Raw genomic sequence first — 17,472 nt, 5'->3', positions numbered from 1 at the left:
CCTATTCTTTTTCCTACCCCCATGCTACACCAACCTCCTCGGCCCGCGGCCGCTTCGCAATCCGTCTTGCTCATCCTGGCCCTGCTGCTGCTAGGCCTGCTGGCCGGCGAGTGGTACGTGCTGCTGCACCCGGCCGAGCTGGCCGCCGCGCGGGCCGCGCAACGCCAGGCCGCGCAGGCTCCCCGGCTGACGCCCGGGCAGCGCCTGGCGGCCCGGCTGGCCGTACTCAACCGGCAGCGGGCCGAAGCGCGGCGCACGCGGCTGCGGCGGCAAGCGGCGCCCGTGGTGGGCAAGCCGGCTGCCGAGCTGGCCACCGCTACGAGCCAGGCCGGCGACCAGGTAGTGCATACGGGCGGGGCGGCGGCCCTGCGCGTGGCCACCGCCGGGCAGGGATTTCAACAGAAGGTGCTGGTGAAGGCCGGCCGGTTCTACGACGCGGCCGGCGTGTACCTGCGGGGGCTGCTGCTGCTCGTAGCCCTGGCGCTGATATTCCTGCAACCGGCGCCGGCGCGTAAACCGGGGCAGGCCCGCCGCAAGCCGCCGCGGCCCCAGGCCGTGCGCATCGTCGTGGCCAGCTGCGCGGGCCTGGCCCTGCTCAGCGCCTACGTACTGCTCGGCATCGCCTCGTACCCGGCCGGCTTTATCCGGGTAGGCTACCCCGTGACGGCGGCGCTGGTGCTGGCCAGCGGCTTTGTGGTGGGGCTGCTGCGGGCGCTGACCAAAAGCCCGGATTTTGGGCTGAGCGTGGAGCGCAAGAAGGTAGATACACCCGATGGGTTCAGCTTGCCCACGGAAGGGGGCGGTTGGGTGAACGTACCCAATCCCTACCGGGGCGTGCTGGTGCTGGGCGGCGCCGGCGCGGGCAAAACGTACTCCATCGGGGAGCCCGTGATTGAGCAGCTGGCGGCCAAGAATTTTGCCGGGCTCATCTACGACTTCAAGTTTCCGGTGCTTGCGGAAACGGCGCAGAAGGCGCTGGAGCTGGCCGGGCGCCAGCAAGCTGCGCCGCGGCGCCTGCCCAACGGGGAGCCTGAGCCGGCGGTGGTGCTGCACGTCATCAACTTCCGCGACCTGACGCGTAGCGAGCGGGTTAACCCCTTGCGGGCCGAAGACATGCCGGTGGTGGCTTTTGCCGAGGAATACTCGCGGGCCATCATCAACAACTTAAACCCGGCCAGCATCCGCAAGATGGAATTCTTCGACATCAGCGCGGTGGCTTACCTGACGGGCATTATCTGGTTTTACAAGAAGCACTTCCCGCGCTACTGCACCATCCCCCACGTAGTGGCCACGGCCATCCACAAGGACTTCAAGCACGTGCTCTCGATGTTGGAAACCGACCCCGAGTGCGCCGGCATGGTGCGCAGCATTGTGACGGCGGTGGAGCAGCGGGCTGAGAAGCAGGTAGCCGCCGTGGTGGGCACGCTCCAGGTGATTCTGAACCGCATCAACTCCCCGGAAATTGTGTGGGTGCTCACGCCCGACGAGGCGAAAGGGGAGGGGTTCTCGCTCAACCTGAACGACCCCAAGCAGCCGGCGCTGCTCTGCATCGGCAACGACCCGACACTGAAGGAAACCTTCTCGCCGGTAGTCAGCTGCATCATCACAGTGGCCATCAAGCTCATGAATCAGCAGCACAAGCACCGCAGCTACGTGTTCCTCGACGAGGCGGCCACGGTCTACGTGCCGGGGCTGGAGCTGCTGCCCGCCACGGCCCGCAGCAACAAGGTGGCCACCATCTACATGACCCAGGATTTGGCGCAAATGACCGATGCCTATGGTCCTGAAAAGATGAAGGTTATGGTTTCCAACCTCAACAACCAGTTTTTCGGCAAGGTCAACTCGCTCGACACGGCCAAGTTCATTTCCGAGCTCGTGGGCCGCGAGGACAAGCAGATGCACAGCACCAGCACCGGCAAGAGCCAGGGCGGAGCCGGTAGCCACGGTAGTCATAGCTCCAACCTGAGCACCAGCTACCAGGAACGCAACCTGGTGCGGGTGCAGGACGCCATCAGCCTGCAGCAGGGCGAGTTTATCGGGCAGACCGTGGAAACGGAGCGCACCTTCTTCCAAGGCGTCATCTCCCGGGCCGATGCCACCCCGGAGCGTTTCCCGCTGTACCCGGTGGCCACGTTCGGCGACAGCGAAGAAGATAGCGCCGCCACGCTCTCGGTGGTGGTTCAGGAGAACTACCGGCAGGTCAGCCAGCAGGTCAAAGAAACCCTGGCCCTGCACGCAAATACTTTAGCAGGAGCCAGCAAGAATGAGGTCTAATAGCCTCGGAAACCCCGCAAAAAGGGACGTTAAGCCGCTTTTTGCTGTTGAGTAAGTACCCAACACCTAGACTTCCATTCCGATGATGAAGAGCTTTTTTACGCCGGCCCCGGCCGGCCTGGACCCCGAGCAGCTCGCGGCCCGCCAGGAGCGGGAGCGCGGCGCCAACAACTCCATTGCCATCCTGATGAGCAACGGCCCGGCGCCGAGTCCGGAGAGCGTGGCCATCATGCAGCGGTACGTGGACGGTGAGTTGAGCATTGACGAGGCCATTGAGCTCAACGACGCGCTGCTGCTGGCCCGCTACCAGCCGGGCGCTGCCTCGGCCAGCCCCGAGGACCAAGCCACCCGCTAATGGTAGCCGGCGACCGATTCAGCGACGAAAACGGCGTACGGATAAACCGGCTGGGCATTACCGACCCCCAGCAGCTGGCCCAGGCCGAAACCGACTCCTCGCTGCTGCGTCTGCAGCGGCTCAACCTGCAGGGCGGCATCCCCGGCGGGCGCTACGACCACGCCCACCTCAAACAGGTGCACCAGAAGCTGTTTGAGGGCGTCTACCAATGGGCCGGCGAAACCCGGGCCGACCGGGAGTTTCAGGGGCACAAGCCCACGTACGTTACCGGCTTCAAGGAAACGATGACCTACGCGCCCTACAAGGAGATTGAGCAGCGGCTGAACGCCATCGGCGCGCAGCTGGGCCAGGAGAACTACCTGAAGGGGCTGTCGGAGGAGAAGTTCGCCGAGCGCGCGGCCTACTACCTCGACCAGTACAACCACACCCACGCCTTTCGGGACGGCAACGGCCGCACGCTACAGGCCACGTTTGTGCAGCTGGGCCAAGAAGCCGGCTATCAGGTCGACTTTGCCCGCATTGACCCGGCCACGCTCAACCGGGCCCGTGACCTGGCCATCGTGCGCCCGCATGCTCCTGAGGAGGCAGCGAAGAACTTGCAGGCCTTGAAAGCCATGTTTGAGCAGGTCATCAGCCCGGCGCCCGGCCTCGAAGCCGAGAAACGGCGCAACCCCAGCCAGGCGCGTCCCCTGGCCGCGTTGTCCCCGGAGATGAAAGCTATGGATGCCCGGCGCGAATTGGAGGTAACCGGCTACCGGGTGATGGACATCGTGGCCAACATGCCCGGCGCTGGCAATTATGAGAAGGGCGTAGCGGTAGGGAAGGGGGTAGAGGCAACGAACTTAAACCTCGCGGCAATTCAGAGCCACTTAAAGCAGTTTCAGCAGGCAGCGGAGAAGATTACCAAGCATCCGGCGTTGCAGGGCCCAGATGCGCGGCAGGACCAAACGGATGCCAGGCGGTTTCGGGTGGCGGCTGAGCAGGTTCAAGCATTAGCCGTGATGAAAGAATCTAATGTTGAAAAGGTGCTCGGGCTGCCCAAAACTCACGAAGAGGCTCAGGCCGTTTTCAAGCAGGCTGCTGAGCAAGTAGCACTAGGCCTGCGCGAGCACGGGAAAGGGCTGGACGCGGCTAGGCTTCAGGAAGTAGCCCGGCACGTTGAGCGCACACCCTTTATCGGTGGGTTGAACCGGGAAAATGTTGGTAAGTCCATCCACGCGGCTGACCGGATTCCGGCACTGAGCGGTAGTAGTCAACTGAGCGAACTAAAAAGTGCAGTCGGAATTATGGAAAAAATGCCCCTGGAGCAGGAACGCCGGGAAGCTAGTGTTCAAAGTCGCGGGACCGGTGGCATAGACCGCTAGAGTTACAAATCAGCTTAAAATGAGTAAAGCCCTGGCCGTTTACGGCCAGAGCTTTAGAGATTAGCACCAGCAATTCAATTAAAATTGCGGCAAGCTCAACAGGTTGTCTTTTGTTGTGGAATCCGGTTCCGTTTTGATGTACTCGTTGCCGGCCGCGCTTTTCTGATGGGTTACGTTAATCGTACGTCCGGCCGCCTGCACGTGGTACTTGTAGTTGCCGGATTTGAGGTTGGCTATTACGACGGCGACGGTTGATTCAAAAACTTGCCCAGAGGTGTTTAGGCCTTTGATGTGGGTGATGTGCTCGTGAGAGCTGTTCGCGTTCGGCTTGCGAATGTGGGTAATGCGGTTAGACATAATGGCAAGGATTAGCGCTTGGTAGAGAAATAGTTGATGGCCCAGAGCAGGCCGCACACCGAGAGCAGCAGCACCAAGACGGCACGGGTGTCCCCTTTGAGCGAGCCTAAAAAGCGAAAAGCGGAGGTTGAAGCTTGCACCGCTTGCCCAATGGTATTGGTCACGGCAGCAAGCTCATTGCTGGGGGTTGGAAAATTGCGAGTCATGTAAAAAGGAAGTGAAGAAGTTAAAAAGAGGTGTTTTGATTGTGAAGGCGATGGTCCACGGCGGGGCCTTCCCATCGGCCCGTAATCTGATACAGCTCGTAGAAGACCAGCCATTCGGCAAGCCACGGAATGGTCTTGTCATACAGATGGTGTTTGTCAGACCAGGCTAGGTCGCCGGGATAGTAAAGGCACAGGCTATTGTCGGCCGGGTAAAAGTGCGTGAGGGCGTGGTGCCGGTATTCAATGTCTGGATTGAGCACGAACACTTTCGGGGGCCGGCCAGGAGTGTAGTCAATCTTGATATGGTAAGTGCCTTCGCCACCGGGCGAGGATACCTCCCCGCGGCAGGTCAATGCGTTTCGCTTCAGCTGGCACCGAAAAGCTGGATAGTGCCGCTCGACCAGTTGCTTTTCCCGATGAAACACGGCAAACCAGTCTTTGCCCTGTCGCGCCAGTGGATGAAATTGGCGCCCTCCATCGAAGCGGTGTGATTGGTTGGGCACTCCGTGGCCGCGGGTAGTGATACCAACGGCAGCTGTGGTGGCTGCGCGCCCGCTGTTGATGAGCACGGCCGAGGCGCGCAGCTTGGCTTCTTTGGCATCCACATCCTCATCGAGCCCGTCAGGGAAGCGTGGGCCCAAGTGGTGCCGCCAGAGTTTACTGGCGCTCAACTGGTTCTTTTCGTCGTCTACCGCCTCGTCGGCATCATCAATAAACTCGTCCAGCGCATCGAAGAAATTTCGCTTCAGCTCGTCGGAGTATTTGCTCAGCAAGTCATCCTGGGGCGTGGTGGGCATGGTGCACTTCCATTCCCGCTTTAGGTCGGTTCGAATGGCTTTGAGAAGGGCACGTAGGGCGCAGTCGTCGCGGTCATTAGCCACGAAGTTGCGTTCCGCCAGCACCGTCATGCACAACCCACTGGGCATTTTGTGGGCGCACCAGTCGCACCACGATTTCAGGTACTTCACCAAGCGCACCAGTTGTCCCTTGGTATCGCGCTGCTTGCGAAACCACGTGATAAACTCCTTCGGGTCGCTGTCCTGCCAGCCTTCGTTCTTCACCGCCAGATGAGGATGGTCCTCGTCTTCCAGCATGTAGTAAACAGGCAGGTCGATGTGATAATCGGCCTTGTAAGTCACCCGGATACACTTTTTCCGCCACTGGGCCGGCTCACTGGTGTGGTCTTCCACGGCTTCGTATACCCAGCGTTGCAAAGTCGTAGCTGTCACGTCGGGCTTGCACAAGAAGTACACGCCGTCGTCAAGGTCACAGGTGTCGTCGTGGATGCGAATTACTGTCCCCAGCTTCTGCGAGCCCTGCGTGAAGAACTTTGGCTTGTAGTCCGGGTGGTGCTCTTTGAAGTGGTCGGTAATTTTTCGGCGAAGCTCCTTTTTGGAAGTGCTGAGCTTGGTTTTCTTCGTGCTGAGCACGTTCAGGTTCTGGTTGAAGTCCAGAAACAGCTTGTTGCAGTTGGCCATAAAAACGGACTCAGTGGTTAAGCAGCTACCAGCGCGGGCTGGCTCAGTGAGCGGCAGGGAGCAAACGCAGCCGTTGGCTCGGCACAGAAAGTATCAATGATGCGCCGGCCCCGTTCGCGGAACTGGTTGCTGGCCCGCTCCTGCAATGCCTTGAGCTTTGCCGGGGAGGTGGTGTCTAAATCGACGTATTCCTGTTTGTTGAGAAAGTCGAACTGAACCCGCTCGTACAAAAAAGCTTGCGGAGCCTCGCGGCCGGCGCCCCGGCTGAGCACTTGGCAGACGCTATCGGTGTGGTCGGCCTGGGCATGAAGTATCATGTCCAGGATGCGCTTTTTGTTGGCCCAGTAAAACAGACCCCACCACCGCTGCTCGGGGCGCTCCGTGAAGGCCTGCCGGCCGGTGCCGATGGAGAGCAGCCGGATATTGGTCCACGGCACAGCCAAGCAGCCGTGGGCTTCGGTCAGGCCGATAAGGGCGGGGTTGTTGGCGAAAATGCCGCCGTCCACGTTGTGGCTAATGATAACCTCTTCTTCCGTTACATCGGCGAGATAACGCGGGCTATAGGGGTCAAAATAGGTAGGGGCCGCGGCCGTAGACATGCCAACTTGATAAGCCGGCATCTGGTAGTCCCGGATGAAATCTTTGTGGTGGCAGGTTTTGTACACGCTCACCTTGCCCGACACAGCGTTGAACACCGGAATGCAAACCCGGGTGCGTGCGTGTCCCAGTCGGGTATTGCCGTCTGGAGAGTAGGGGGCAAACTTCTCCTTCAGCAGCGCCTCCAGTTTCTTATTGGAGTACCGAGCTGTACCCAGCCAGGAAACGAGATTTCGGCCAGCACCGAAAATGTCCTTGGCGTGGTGCGAGTACAGGTGAACGAGTTCCCGAGCCGGCATGCCTAATGCCAGCGCCAACGCAATGATGCCGCCGGTAGACGTACCGCAGATTAAGTCGAAGTGTTGGTAGAGAGAAGTATGTTCTTGGCCGTCTCGTTGCAGTTGCGCTTCCAAGTCAGCTAAGAATCGAGCGGTATAAAGGCCACGGATTCCCCCACCATCGAGGGATAAAATGCGAAAAGGCCGGTCCGGCGAAGGAGGGGTAGAATTCATTTCAAGGGATTTAGGTTTGTTTTGTGCAGGAGAAAGGCCGCCGTTGCGTTTTGGCATGCGTATAAAAGGTACGCCTGTCTACTTTGCGAAACGACTGTTTCACGAACGAAACACCCCCAACAATTGTTCCATTGGTGAAACAAATGTTTTCTTTGCGCAACAATGTCACTAGCCCATCATGAGCGTACAACTTGACACTGACAAACTTGCCGCGATGGTGAAATCCAAGCGAGCGGGTCGCGGGCTACGAGCAGTAGCCCAGGAGATAGGCGAAGTCAGCGCCTCCACTCTCTCGCGAATTGAGCAAGGCTCCGTTCCAGACGTGAATACCTTCTTGCAGCTCTGCAAATGGTTAAACGTCCCTACCGATACATTCACCACTACCGACGAAACCGCTACGGCCGCCGAATCAGCCGCCGCTGGAAGCGATAAAATTGTGGCTCACCTGCGGGCCGACCGCGTTTTGCCCAAGGCAACGGCGCAGGCGCTGATAGAAATGATTCAGCTTGCCTATCGGCAAGTGAGCCAGGAGGCCCTTGGGCACTAATAAAGTAGCGTCCCGGTGGCAGCGAAGTCCAAACTCCCCCACGGTTTCCCCGCAGCCGCGGAGCGAAAAGCGGAATCCTTGCGCCAAGAACTTGGCTTGAAGCCGTATGAGCCCTTGTGTGCTTTCCGTCTGTGTGAGCACCTGCGCATCAAAGTCGTCGTGGCCCAGCAGTTGGTTGGGCTTTCATCGGAGAGCTTAACTACACTCTGCCATCCGAGCGGAAAGCACTGGTCGGCGCTTACTATGCCGTACCACCCGTCTCAGCAATCAACCCACCTTATTATTCACAACGGGGTGCATTCGCCGGCACGGCAGCAAAGTAATGTAATGCATGAGGTTGCGCACATTCTTTGTGGACATCAATTATCTGCCATCGATACAGGTAATGGGTTGCCCGATTACATGCGGCTTTACCCGGAGGAACAGGAGTTGGAAGCAGACTGCCTCGGGTGGACTCTACTATTGCCCCGAGCCGCGTTGCTGTACGCGTTGAGTAAAGGGTGGGATAACGCTGCCATCATGGAACACTATCAAGCCAGTGCCCAGATGGTACAACTGCGCATCAACCGAACCGGCGTTAAACGCCAATTGGCTTATATGCGGTCTTAACCTACATAGTCAAGCAGCACCCGAGGACACACGTCGTCTAAATTTCCCGTACGGTGTTCAGGAAGTCATCTAGCTTATAAGCCCCGTCTACTACTCGGCGCTCGTACACCATGAAGTAGCGGTAGGCATTACCAGCTTTTTGCGCCCAAGTGGCACCCAGCTTGATTTTCTGCTCCGCGTCCAGGTGGTCCCCCTTGGTTTCCACCACCAGCGTTTTGCCGCTTTTGGTCTGGATGATGAAATCGGGGTAGTGATTGAGGAATCCGTTGATGCGGAATCCCTTGCCGCGTTCGAGGTTGCGGGTCCAGAAGGCGATGTTGGGCAGGTTGGCTATTTCGTTGATAACCCGCTCCTCGAAGCCGTTGATTTTGCCCTCTTGCTCGTAGAGCGACTTGGTAATGTCCTTGCTGGTGTCGCCCGGCGAAATCTGCAGCGGGAAGGTGTAGGCCGGCTGGATAAAGGCCTTGTCCTGGTCCAGGAAGTCGCGAAACTTCTTGTAGGCGTAGTCTTCCGAAAGCTGCCGGATTCTGTCCTTGATTTTCTGGGTGTACGTGTATTCGTGGTTGGCGAAGTCGGTGAACTGCTCGTCGGTGAAGTCTTCCAGAATACGCTTCACGTAGCGCTCAATCTCCTTGTCGGCAATGGGGTAGAGGTTGCCGATGAGGTCGAGGATGCGGCGCGTGAAGTTCTTTACCCGGCTGTCTTTGCGGCTGGGGTCCAGAATGTAGGCCATGATGCGCTCCTTCGCGTCGCCGTCGATGCGCATGAAGGTGGGTGTGGCCTCCTTCTTGGTTTCGTCGAGGTCCACGCGGTAGAGCTCGGCCGACACGCCGTCGAACTTGATGTTGGTGTCGGCCTTGCCCAGCGGGAAGCCTTCGAGCAGGTACTCCTTTTCCAGCAGCACGGCCGGGCTGCCTTCGCCACTATCAAAAAGCGTAGCGGCGGGCTTCTTCCAGAAGAACTGGGGCAACACCAGGGCGGCGGCCTGCTCGCGGAAGATGTCCTTGATGGGATAGGTTTTCACGAGGGATTGGAGCGCAGTGGGTACGGGCGCAGCCCCGCCGGCGGTGCTGGCGGCCACGGTTTTCTCAAACTCAGCTTGCTGGGCCAGGGCGGCTTCGGCAATGGCCTGCACCGAGCCGTTAGCGGCCGGCAGGCTAGCTAGCGGCTCGGCTACTGCTACGGGCGCGGCGGCTTCGTCGGTAGTCGGTGCCAGTGGCGTGATGCGACGCATGTCGATGTCGGCCAGGTCGTCGGCCGCTGTAGGAGCTGGCGGCGCGTCGAAGTTCAGCGGGGCCTGCACGAAGGTGGCCAGCGGGTCGGGTTTGGGAGCCAGCGCTGCCGGGTCAGCCACCTTGTAGTCGCGGGCACTAAAACCGGCCTTGTTCAGGCCCACTACAATCTTGTCGAGCGTTTCCAGAAACTTGCTGGAGGCCGTCAGCACGTAGCTCATGTTGAGCATGGGCGCGGCGTGCGGAGCTACGTAGGGCTGGCGCAGCACCCGGCCCAGAATCTGCTCCACGTCCACGGCCGACGATTTATCGGCCAGGGAAGCCAGGATGTAGGCAAACGGAGCGTCCCAGCCTTCTTTTAGGGCGTTGACCGTGATGATGTAACGCACCTCACACTTCGGCGAGGCCAGGTCCTCGTTTTTGAGCTCGTTGAGGCTGGCCGTCTTGATGCGAATGTGACTTTCGGGAATTTTTAAGTCGAGGAGCTTTTTTTTCAGCTGCTCGAAGGTAGTGTTGTCGGCCGTTTTGGGCTGGGCCTGAAACAGCACGATGGGCCGGATGTAGCGCCCGCCGGCCTTCTGCTCCTGCTTAGCCTGCAGCTCCAGGTTGCGCTGCAGCTGCAGGGCCGAATTGATGACTTCCGTCCGGTCGTTGTGGTTGTAGACGATGACGGGCAGCTTCACCATGTGCTCTTTTTTGAGCGCCAGGGCGTCCACGAAGCTGATGATGTTGCTGTTTTTGCGCGGGGTGGCCGTCAGGTCGAGGATAAAGGCGGGGTTGAGGTTCTTGAGCATATCCACGCTCAGCTCGCTCTCGGCGTTGTGGCTTTCATCGACCACCACCACCGGGTTCAGGGCCTGAATCACCCGCATCAGCGTAATGTCTTCCTCATCGCCCAGCAGCGAGCCGAAAGATTGCAGGTTGCCGTTTTCCTGGTACACCTTGCGGTCTTCCTTGTTGCGGGCGCGCAGCGAGTCAAAGCTGAGCACCACCAGGCTTACCTGCTCCTGCACAGAGCTGGCCGAGAAGCCGCTGCCCTGCAACAGGGCCGCTTTGTCGTACACCTCCACCCGGCCGGCGAAGTGGGTGTTGATTTTCTGCCGGTAGGGGTGGCCGGGGTCTTTCAGGTTGCGCAGCGTCTGCTCCAGAATGGTGACGGAAGGCACCAACCACACTACCGCCTTGGGGCGGTCGGGCGGAAATGCCCCGAAGATGGTGCGCAGGGCGTTGGCAGCCAGGAAGGTTTTGCCGCCGGCCGTGGGCACTTTTATGGTGACGTGGGGCACCCCCGGCACCGTGTTTTTGTAGGGCTCAATGGCCGTGCCCGGAAACGGCTTCACCGGCGTGCGCGGATGCGTGGCCCAGAAATCGTGAAAGGCGTCGGGGAGGCGCTTGGTAGCCTGCACGCAGTCGAGGAAGCGGGCGAGGTCGGTGATGACCTCCTGTTGGTAGGGTTTGAGCTCCATCGGCAGGGGGCTAGAAGCGCGAAATGTCGCGGGGGATTTTCTTGAAAATAATGCCGTGCTGGGTCATGAACTCAGGCGTAAGCAGGCAGTTATCGGCGTAGATGATGTACTGGCTGGCCCGGGTACGCATAGTGGCCAGGAAGTCGTGGCCGAGGGTAGTGACTTCGTCGGGCGCGTAGTGGAAATAGTAGGCCGTATCGTCGTACAGGGCCAGAAAGGCAGCATTGTCTTCGGCCGAGAGGGCCGGCAAAGGCTGCTTGGTTTCGGCGTAGTAGATATACTGGCGCAGGCCCGGCAGGCCGGCCTGCTCGTTCAGCTCGCCGGTTTCGGTGAAAACGGCCGCGCCCAGGGTGTAGTAGTCAAAGCTGCCGCCGGTGCCGGGCTGGCCGGCGTAGCCATTTATCACGCGCTTTACTCGCTCGGCCGTGATGGTTTCGGCGTAGTCTTCCATTTCCGTCAGGATGAAGCGGCGGTTGCCGCCGTCCTGCTGGTTGAGCTTGAGCACGGCGTGGGCCGTAGTTCCGCTGCCGGCAAAGGAGTCGAGGACGATGGAGTCTTTGTCGGTGGCGATATGTATAATCTGCTGAATCAAATCAACCGGTTTGGGCGTGTCAAAGGCTGCTTTCTCACCGAATATTTTCTCTATATCTCCTGAACCGTGCTGATTGAGCGCAATGTCGTACCAGATGGAAGGAATGGTCATTCCTTGCCGGGTTTCAGACAGATACAGCTTACGCATGGGAGTTTTTGCTTCTCCTTTCACCCCCCAGTACAGCCGGTTCTCCTTTTCCAGCCGTTTCATTTCTTCCTGATTATGACGCCAGCAAGTGCCCTGCCGTGGAAAGACTTCTTCTTTGGTGTAGGGATTGATGATTCCATAAAATAAGCTTGCTACAAAGCGTCCGCCCTTTCCGTTGGCCGTTGTATCGATTTTTCGGAAGGGTCCTTTAGGGTCGGGGCCATTGGGCTCAGCAAATACCTTATAATCTGCATTCGACTTTTCGGTACGTTGGAGCAGGTTGAAATGCTCTTCTGCTAACGTCTTCTTGCCCGGTCCTGCTTTCGCCTTACCGTACACCAAAATGTGTTCATGGATAGAACCAATGGTTCTATCGTTTGGTGGACTGTCCCGCTTCTTCCAGATGATGTCTGCAATGAAATTATCAAGCCCAAAGATTTCGTCGAGCGTCATCTTCAGGTTGAAGCATTCAGTATCGTCAATTGAAATCCACAAGCTTCCATCCTCGCTGAGCAGTTTATGAAGCAGCTTTAGGCGTGGATATATCATGCAAAGCCATTTGTCATGACGCGAGAGGTCATCGACTCCAATGCCAGCATCCTTGCCTGCGGACTTTGCTTGCAGCGTAACCTCCAGCCATTTGCGAAGCTTCGGGTCCGAGACGTTGTCGTTATAAGTCCACCCTTCCTTCCCGGTATTGTAGGGCGGGTCGATGTAGATGCACTTCACCCGGCCCTCGTACTCGGGCAGCAGAGCTTTCAGGGCTTCGAGGTTGTCGCCGTGGATGATGCGGTTGCCGCTGCCGGCGGGCTCTGCGGTTTGCGAGCCGTCGACACGGGCACCGTACTGGTGGTCAAGAAGTCGGAACGGAACGTCCTGGTGGTGATTGATGACTTTGTCTTTACCAATCCAGTGGAGGGTAGGCATGGGGCAGGCGTAAGGCGAGTAAGCAAACAAAGCCACCCGAGACCGGGCGTTGCGCTTTGCAACTGGTGGTAAAAATTGCAGCGGCTAGGGCTGCGGGGTAAAGATGGGCGCTAGGTTGGAAGCTGTTTGCGGCGGCTGTCGAGGTCCTTTTTCATCTTGGCGTTCAGCTTGTGCAGCTCGTCGTTGAGCAAGGGCCGCAGTTCTCGCGCTTTTTCCTGATGCGGAAAGTCCTGCGTCGATACCATCGCAAGACCTGTATTGCCTACCAAGAGCGGTAAGCCTTGCCGGTATTCCGACGACCAAGCCGATAAAGCGTCGCAGGCTAGCTGCAGCTGCTCAAGCACTTCTTCAGGTGCCTTCAGCATGGCCCGTGACAGCAGCGACGACATCGACTGATAGTACTCGTCATAGTTCAGCCGGGCTTCCGTGTAGCGAATACCCTCGTGCATCATTTCCAGTAGGCTGGCATACAGGTCCTCCATGGACTTGTAGTGCTGCATCTGCTGTTCCTGCCGGAGCTTCAGCCGCTCGCGACGCCCGGTCAGCTTCCACGTAAGCACGGCTACTACGGCACCGAACAGCCCCGTTATTACCGCTACAACCAGTGGTACTGCTGTTTTAAATTCTTCCTGGCTCCACATGGTGGCCTACGAAGCGGTACCGACTAGCGGAAGCGCATTTGCTTATTGAGGTCGTAGTATTCCAGGAAGATGTCGTAGGCGCTGCCGCCCCGGTTGGCCCAGGCCTGGGTTTTCTCGTAGGCCGACCGCGCGAGCGAAGGTTTGCCTTGCCGGCTATCGGCCCCGATGGTGCCGCCACCTGCCGGGCGGTCCACGCCGTCGCGCAGCAGCAGGTTTTTCTCGTCGTACACCATTTGGCGCAGGTCCTTGTTTTCTTCGCCGCGCGGCAGTCCCTGCATCAGCAGACGCCGAATAGCGTAGTACAAGTCGTAAGACTCCTGCTGGTTATGCATGTCGCCGGCAAACTCAGCCCCGAAAGGCTCGTCTTCGGCCTCTTCCTCGGGCGAGAAAGCAAAAGCGCCCTGCCGCCCTTCGGCCTCCTGCTGCGCGTCGTCCGACAATTGTTTTAGTCGGGCCAGAAAATCTAGCTCCTGGGCGTCGCTTTCCTGTTTTTCCGAATCATGCGGACGGTTCTCGTCAAACTCGTCTTCGCTGGGAAGTTCGTAATGGTCTTGCATAAAAAGTTAGGCAATGGGTTGCGTGGTGGGGTGAGAAGTAGGCGCCAGAATGGTGCGTACCTCTTCGCTTTCGGCCGCGAGTGAGGTATCGGGCGTCAGCCAGGGGGCCCGGCTCAGTCCTGCGGCGCACACATCGGACTTGGGCATGAAGCGGCCGTAATACTGCCAACCGGTTTTGTCCTGTCGGTCGCTCAGCTCGCGGGCGTAGCGGTGGTAGATGATGGACGGGTGCACGTTGTTCTGCGCCGCGTAGCGCTCCACGAACGACTCCACGTTGATGTAGTTCTTGATGTACTCGTACTTCTCGCGGGGCAGCAGCAGCTCGTCGGCAAACTGGTTGGCCTGGTCCTCAATCAGAAACAGGTCTTCTACACCCTCGGTGAGGTGGTATTTGACAACCGCCAGCTTATCGAGGTGGAAAATGACGTGCCCCAACTCGTGCAGCAGCGTATGCCAGAGTAGCGGATAACTCTTGAAGTGGTCAGTAATAACGATGCACGGCTTCTTGTTGACAATGAACGTCCCGCCCTGCACCGCCGTGCTGGGCAGCGCTTTCTGCATAATCACCGTAACGCCGGCCTCGTACAGCGCCCGCATCACCGTCAGCATACCCGCCCGCTCCTGCCGGGTGTAGCGGCGAATCTGGGTCACCAGCTTCTCTACTTGCCGCGGGTCGAACGGATTCGGATTTTCTACGCGCTGGAACTGCTGATAGGCCGACATAATCCAGAAGGCCTTCATCTTGTCCTCCACGCGCGTGTTGGACTTCTGAAAAAGTACGGCGGCCATTTCGGTGCCGTACTCATACAAAGAATTCAGCCCGAAGTAGTGCAGTATCCGGTCCCGGATGTGCCCATAGTCCATCGACTCGATAAAGCCGAGTTTGCGCAAGCGCGCAACATCGAAATTCCGCACGATGAAGGACGCTTCTTTCACGCGCTCCACCGTTTTGTAGTCTTCTGCCGGCATTACCGACGCCGCCACCAGCTTCATGACCTGCTCGATGCTCACGTCCAGGAAGTGCGCGAGCTTGAGGGCTGTCAGCACGTCCAGCTTTTGCAAAGCCCCCGTTACTAGCCGCTCATACGAGGTACGCGTCATGCTCAGAATTTCGCTGGCGGCTTTCGTTGACAAACCAAGTTCCTCGCGTCGCCGCTCAATCAAGCTCGCCAACGAAGGGGCATCGGACGACGCCAGCAACTTGAGCACCTCATCCATTAAATCGGATGGGAGGTCGGGGCTATTTGCAAAGTTGTCGCTCATGGGGAAATGCCAATTCTTTTGGCAAATGTAGTTCACTGCACAAAATTGTGCAACTTGATTTTGGCCTATTTTTATCGGGTTTTCGTAATGCGGTGCTTATCTTATCATTAATGACCGCCTCTGCTTTGCCATCTAAGCCTTGGCTGCATACATGCTCCGCAAAACAGGTTTGCTAATGAATCTGTCAATGGGTAGAACCGAAAGCGGATAAAACGGTAGGGTTTGAATTATAGCCCTAGATTCTGCGCTGCATTAAAGCTCACCACGTCATCCAGTCGCGAGTAGCGGTCAATCATGGCATCGGTCTTTTGCTTCGTCTGGTTCTTAATGAATCGGTTTGATTGCCCGCGTAGCACTGACACCGTAATAAAGGAGACGCGCAGCGAGTGAGCCGAGTAGTTCTTCTCGGGAATCTTGTGGCCTTCCTCGTCATGGTTCAGGTGGAGCTGCACCAGCCCGTTGACACGCAGGGCAGACAGACGCTTTTGCGTAGGCAGCGCTTCACCTTTAACCTTGCCCCGTTTAAGAGACACAAACAATGGCCCCGTGCTGCGGCCCAGTTGCTGCACCCATGCGCGGGTACAGCGCACCGGGCAGAAACTGGCCGTAGAAGCATAGAACACGGCCTTATCTTCGGCCTCGCCGGCTTGGTTGGTTTTGCTTTTGGGCAGGTGCACAATCAGCGCCCGCTCGGTAAACTCCAGGTGCTCCACATTCAGGGCCACGAGCTCGGAGCGGCGGAAGGCCCCGGCGAAGCCCAGCAGCAGCAGGGCCCGGTCACGCAGCCCGGCCGTGGTCGTCACGTCCAGGCGGCGGATGCTTTCCTTGAGCTCGTCGACGGTAAAGGCCGGCGCCTGCTTCTGGCGCTTGCCCAGGGCGCGGGTGATGCCTTCGAGTACCAGCGCCAGCTCCTCGGAATGCACCGGCGACGGGTAGCCGCGCAACTGGTGGTGCTTGTGAATGGCCGCTAGGTGGCGCTTGATGGTGGAGAGCTTGCGCGGAATGTCAGCCAGGTCCGCGGCGTACCGGGCCACGGTGGCCACGTCGGCCGGCAGCGGGCACAGGCCGTTCGCTTCGCAGTATTCGCCGAAGCTTTTCAGGTCGGCCGAGTAAGCGAGCACCGTGTTGTCGGCGCCCTCCAGGCCGAGCTTGAGGTAACGGGCGACGTTGTCGGCGGCGGTGGCGAGTTGCGAGCCGAGAGCTTGTGGCTGGTCGGAGATTCGGGCGAGTTCGGTGCTCATGCGGGTAAAAGTAACCGCAAATACTTTAGGCATCATAATTAAAAGTTATGATGCCTAAAGTTTGAGGAAGAAGCTTCGGAAAGACGGACCGGTTCCGGTTGAGCTTCGTCAATCTTCGCGTTACATTTACCTGGCGCCTTCCCACTCACCTCATCAGTTTTTATCCTATGGCCAAAAATTACTCGCTGCTTTTTCTACTCCTTATTATATGTACCACAGCGCTGGCCCAGCGCCCCAAGCCGGCGGCAGTGAGCTTGCCACCGGCCGATACCGTTTATTTTGACCGCGACTGGGAACGTACCGAAACGCTGGAAGAAGTGGCTTACGCCCGCATTGCCCGCCACGACGCGGCCGGCAAAGCCATCGGTACCGTGCGCGACTACTACTTTCCGTCGTGGAAAAAGCAGTGGGAGGGCAAACTGGCGTCGGAGAATCCCGACAAGCCCATGGGCTTGTGCTGCGGCTGGCACGAGAACGGCCAAGTCAGCTTCCGCGGCACCTACGTGAACGGCGTGCAGCAAGCCGACTTTCGGAGCTGGCACGACGACGGGCGCGAAATCAAGTGCGCTTCCGTCATGCAGGACGCGCTGCCGCTGAGCAACGCCACCATTCACTGCAGCAACTGCATGCACTCCAGCCGGAAGGTGTTCACCGTGGACCTGCCCGTGGGCACGGTGGGTATTGTCTACAAGCTCGACGTACGCGACGAAGGCCAGCCGCCCATTTCCTGGTCGACGGCGCTGGCGGTGGCCGCCGTGGCCGGCAGTGGGGGCGCGGCCGCCCCAGCCCTGCTGAGCACCGCGGCCACGGCCCTGAACAAGCAGGGCAACAACGCGCCGCCTACGGTCAGCACCAAGTGCCACTGGTACATCACCCCCGATGAAAACGCTGCCCAGCAGTTTCTAGCTACCAAAGGCACCATCAGCCGGGATAAGCTTTGCTTTCGGGCAGCAGAGAACACGCCCCAGGAAACCCGGCCCATGGCGGTGCCGGCGGGTACCCGGCGCCTGTACGTGTGCGTGAACAACGACAACTACACCACCGATGCCACGGCTACGCTGAGCGTAAGTGCCTTGGTGCAGGACTGTAAGTAAGCCAGCTAGCAAG

At 58.8% G+C, this 17,472-nt stretch carries 16 protein-coding genes; 6 read left to right on the top strand and 10 right to left on the bottom strand.

Annotation, left to right across the window (positions count from 1 at the left end):
• Positions 1-21: 21 nt before the first annotated feature.
• The 3 genes from EJV47_RS26295 (at position 22) to EJV47_RS26285 (ending at position 3,993) form a co-directional block, all read left to right on the top strand.
• Positions 22-2,274: a type IV secretory system conjugative DNA transfer family protein gene (locus tag EJV47_RS26295; protein ID WP_126696198.1), complete on the top strand. Its 2,253-nt coding sequence runs from the start codon at positions 22-24 to the stop codon at positions 2,272-2,274.
• 82 nt (positions 2,275-2,356) lie between these two features.
• Positions 2,357-2,629, top strand: coding sequence for an antitoxin VbhA family protein (locus tag EJV47_RS26290; protein ID WP_126696197.1), 273 nt, complete (start codon positions 2,357-2,359; stop codon positions 2,627-2,629).
• A complete protein-coding gene (locus EJV47_RS26285) occupies positions 2,629-3,993 on the top strand; it encodes a Fic/DOC family protein (protein WP_126696196.1) in 1,365 nt (454 codons plus the stop codon). The genes EJV47_RS26290 and EJV47_RS26285 overlap by 1 nt, the downstream gene beginning before the upstream one ends.
• Before the next feature lie 78 nt (positions 3,994-4,071).
• On the opposite strand, the gene EJV47_RS26280 is transcribed toward EJV47_RS26285, so the two are convergent.
• Genes EJV47_RS26280 through EJV47_RS26265 form a run of 4 tightly spaced genes read right to left on the bottom strand, consistent with a single transcriptional unit; the run spans position 4,072 to position 7,200 of the window.
• Entirely contained in the window at positions 4,072-4,350 is a 279-nt protein-coding gene (locus EJV47_RS26280) for a DUF3892 domain-containing protein (RefSeq protein WP_126696195.1), read from the bottom strand.
• A gap of 11 nt (positions 4,351-4,361) precedes the next feature.
• Entirely contained in the window at positions 4,362-4,556 is a 195-nt protein-coding gene (locus EJV47_RS26275; RefSeq protein WP_126696194.1) for a hypothetical protein, read from the bottom strand.
• Positions 4,557-4,576: 20 nt separating this feature from the next.
• On the bottom strand, positions 4,577-6,034 hold the full coding sequence (locus EJV47_RS26270; protein WP_126696193.1) for a CBASS cGAMP synthase: 1,458 nt from the start codon (positions 6,032-6,034) through the stop codon (positions 4,577-4,579).
• A gap of 17 nt (positions 6,035-6,051) precedes the next feature.
• Positions 6,052-7,200: a CBASS cGAMP-activated phospholipase gene (locus EJV47_RS26265; RefSeq protein WP_126696192.1), complete on the bottom strand. Its 1,149-nt coding sequence runs from the start codon at positions 7,198-7,200 to the stop codon at positions 6,052-6,054.
• 121 nt (positions 7,201-7,321) lie between these two features.
• On the opposite strand from EJV47_RS26265, the gene EJV47_RS26260 reads away from it, so the two are divergent.
• Both EJV47_RS26260 and EJV47_RS26255 read left to right on the top strand, forming a co-directional pair.
• Complete coding sequence (locus EJV47_RS26260) at positions 7,322-7,690, top strand: helix-turn-helix domain-containing protein (protein WP_126696191.1); 369 nt, start codon at positions 7,322-7,324, stop codon at positions 7,688-7,690.
• Positions 7,691-7,705: 15 nt separating this feature from the next.
• Entirely contained in the window at positions 7,706-8,299 is a 594-nt protein-coding gene (locus EJV47_RS26255; RefSeq protein WP_165903945.1) for an ImmA/IrrE family metallo-endopeptidase, read from the top strand.
• A gap of 37 nt (positions 8,300-8,336) precedes the next feature.
• Here EJV47_RS26255 and EJV47_RS26250 read toward each other — a convergent pair whose 3' ends face one another.
• The 6 genes from EJV47_RS26250 to EJV47_RS26225 all read right to left on the bottom strand — a co-directional run bounded on the left by EJV47_RS26250 (position 8,337) and on the right by EJV47_RS26225 (position 16,365).
• Positions 8,337-10,997, bottom strand: coding sequence for a DEAD/DEAH box helicase (locus EJV47_RS26250; RefSeq protein WP_126696189.1), 2,661 nt, complete (start codon positions 10,995-10,997; stop codon positions 8,337-8,339).
• A gap of 10 nt (positions 10,998-11,007) precedes the next feature.
• Positions 11,008-12,663: a site-specific DNA-methyltransferase gene (locus tag EJV47_RS26245; RefSeq protein WP_126696188.1), complete on the bottom strand. Its 1,656-nt coding sequence runs from the start codon at positions 12,661-12,663 to the stop codon at positions 11,008-11,010.
• A gap of 110 nt (positions 12,664-12,773) precedes the next feature.
• Positions 12,774-13,304, bottom strand: coding sequence for a hypothetical protein (locus tag EJV47_RS26240; RefSeq protein ID WP_126696187.1), 531 nt, complete (start codon positions 13,302-13,304; stop codon positions 12,774-12,776).
• 23 nt (positions 13,305-13,327) lie between these two features.
• Positions 13,328-13,861: a hypothetical protein gene (locus EJV47_RS26235; RefSeq protein WP_126696186.1), complete on the bottom strand. Its 534-nt coding sequence runs from the start codon at positions 13,859-13,861 to the stop codon at positions 13,328-13,330.
• 6 nt (positions 13,862-13,867) lie between these two features.
• Complete coding sequence (locus tag EJV47_RS26230; RefSeq protein WP_227769194.1) at positions 13,868-15,079, bottom strand: ImmA/IrrE family metallo-endopeptidase; 1,212 nt, start codon at positions 15,077-15,079, stop codon at positions 13,868-13,870.
• A 272-nt stretch (positions 15,080-15,351) separates the two neighbouring features.
• On the bottom strand, positions 15,352-16,365 hold the full coding sequence (locus EJV47_RS26225) for a tyrosine-type recombinase/integrase (protein WP_126696184.1): 1,014 nt from the start codon (positions 16,363-16,365) through the stop codon (positions 15,352-15,354).
• A gap of 167 nt (positions 16,366-16,532) precedes the next feature.
• Between EJV47_RS26225 and EJV47_RS26220 the strand changes: the two genes are divergently transcribed.
• Positions 16,533-17,459: a toxin-antitoxin system YwqK family antitoxin gene (locus EJV47_RS26220; RefSeq protein WP_126696183.1), complete on the top strand. Its 927-nt coding sequence runs from the start codon at positions 16,533-16,535 to the stop codon at positions 17,457-17,459.
• The last annotated feature ends 13 nt before the right edge of the window (positions 17,460-17,472 follow it).

The sequence above is a fragment of the Hymenobacter gummosus genome (assembly GCF_003970915.1).
Taxonomy (GTDB): Bacteria; Bacteroidota; Bacteroidia; order Cytophagales; family Hymenobacteraceae; genus Solirubrum; species Solirubrum gummosum.
This window is presented reverse-complemented; position numbering and strand designations above follow the sequence as displayed.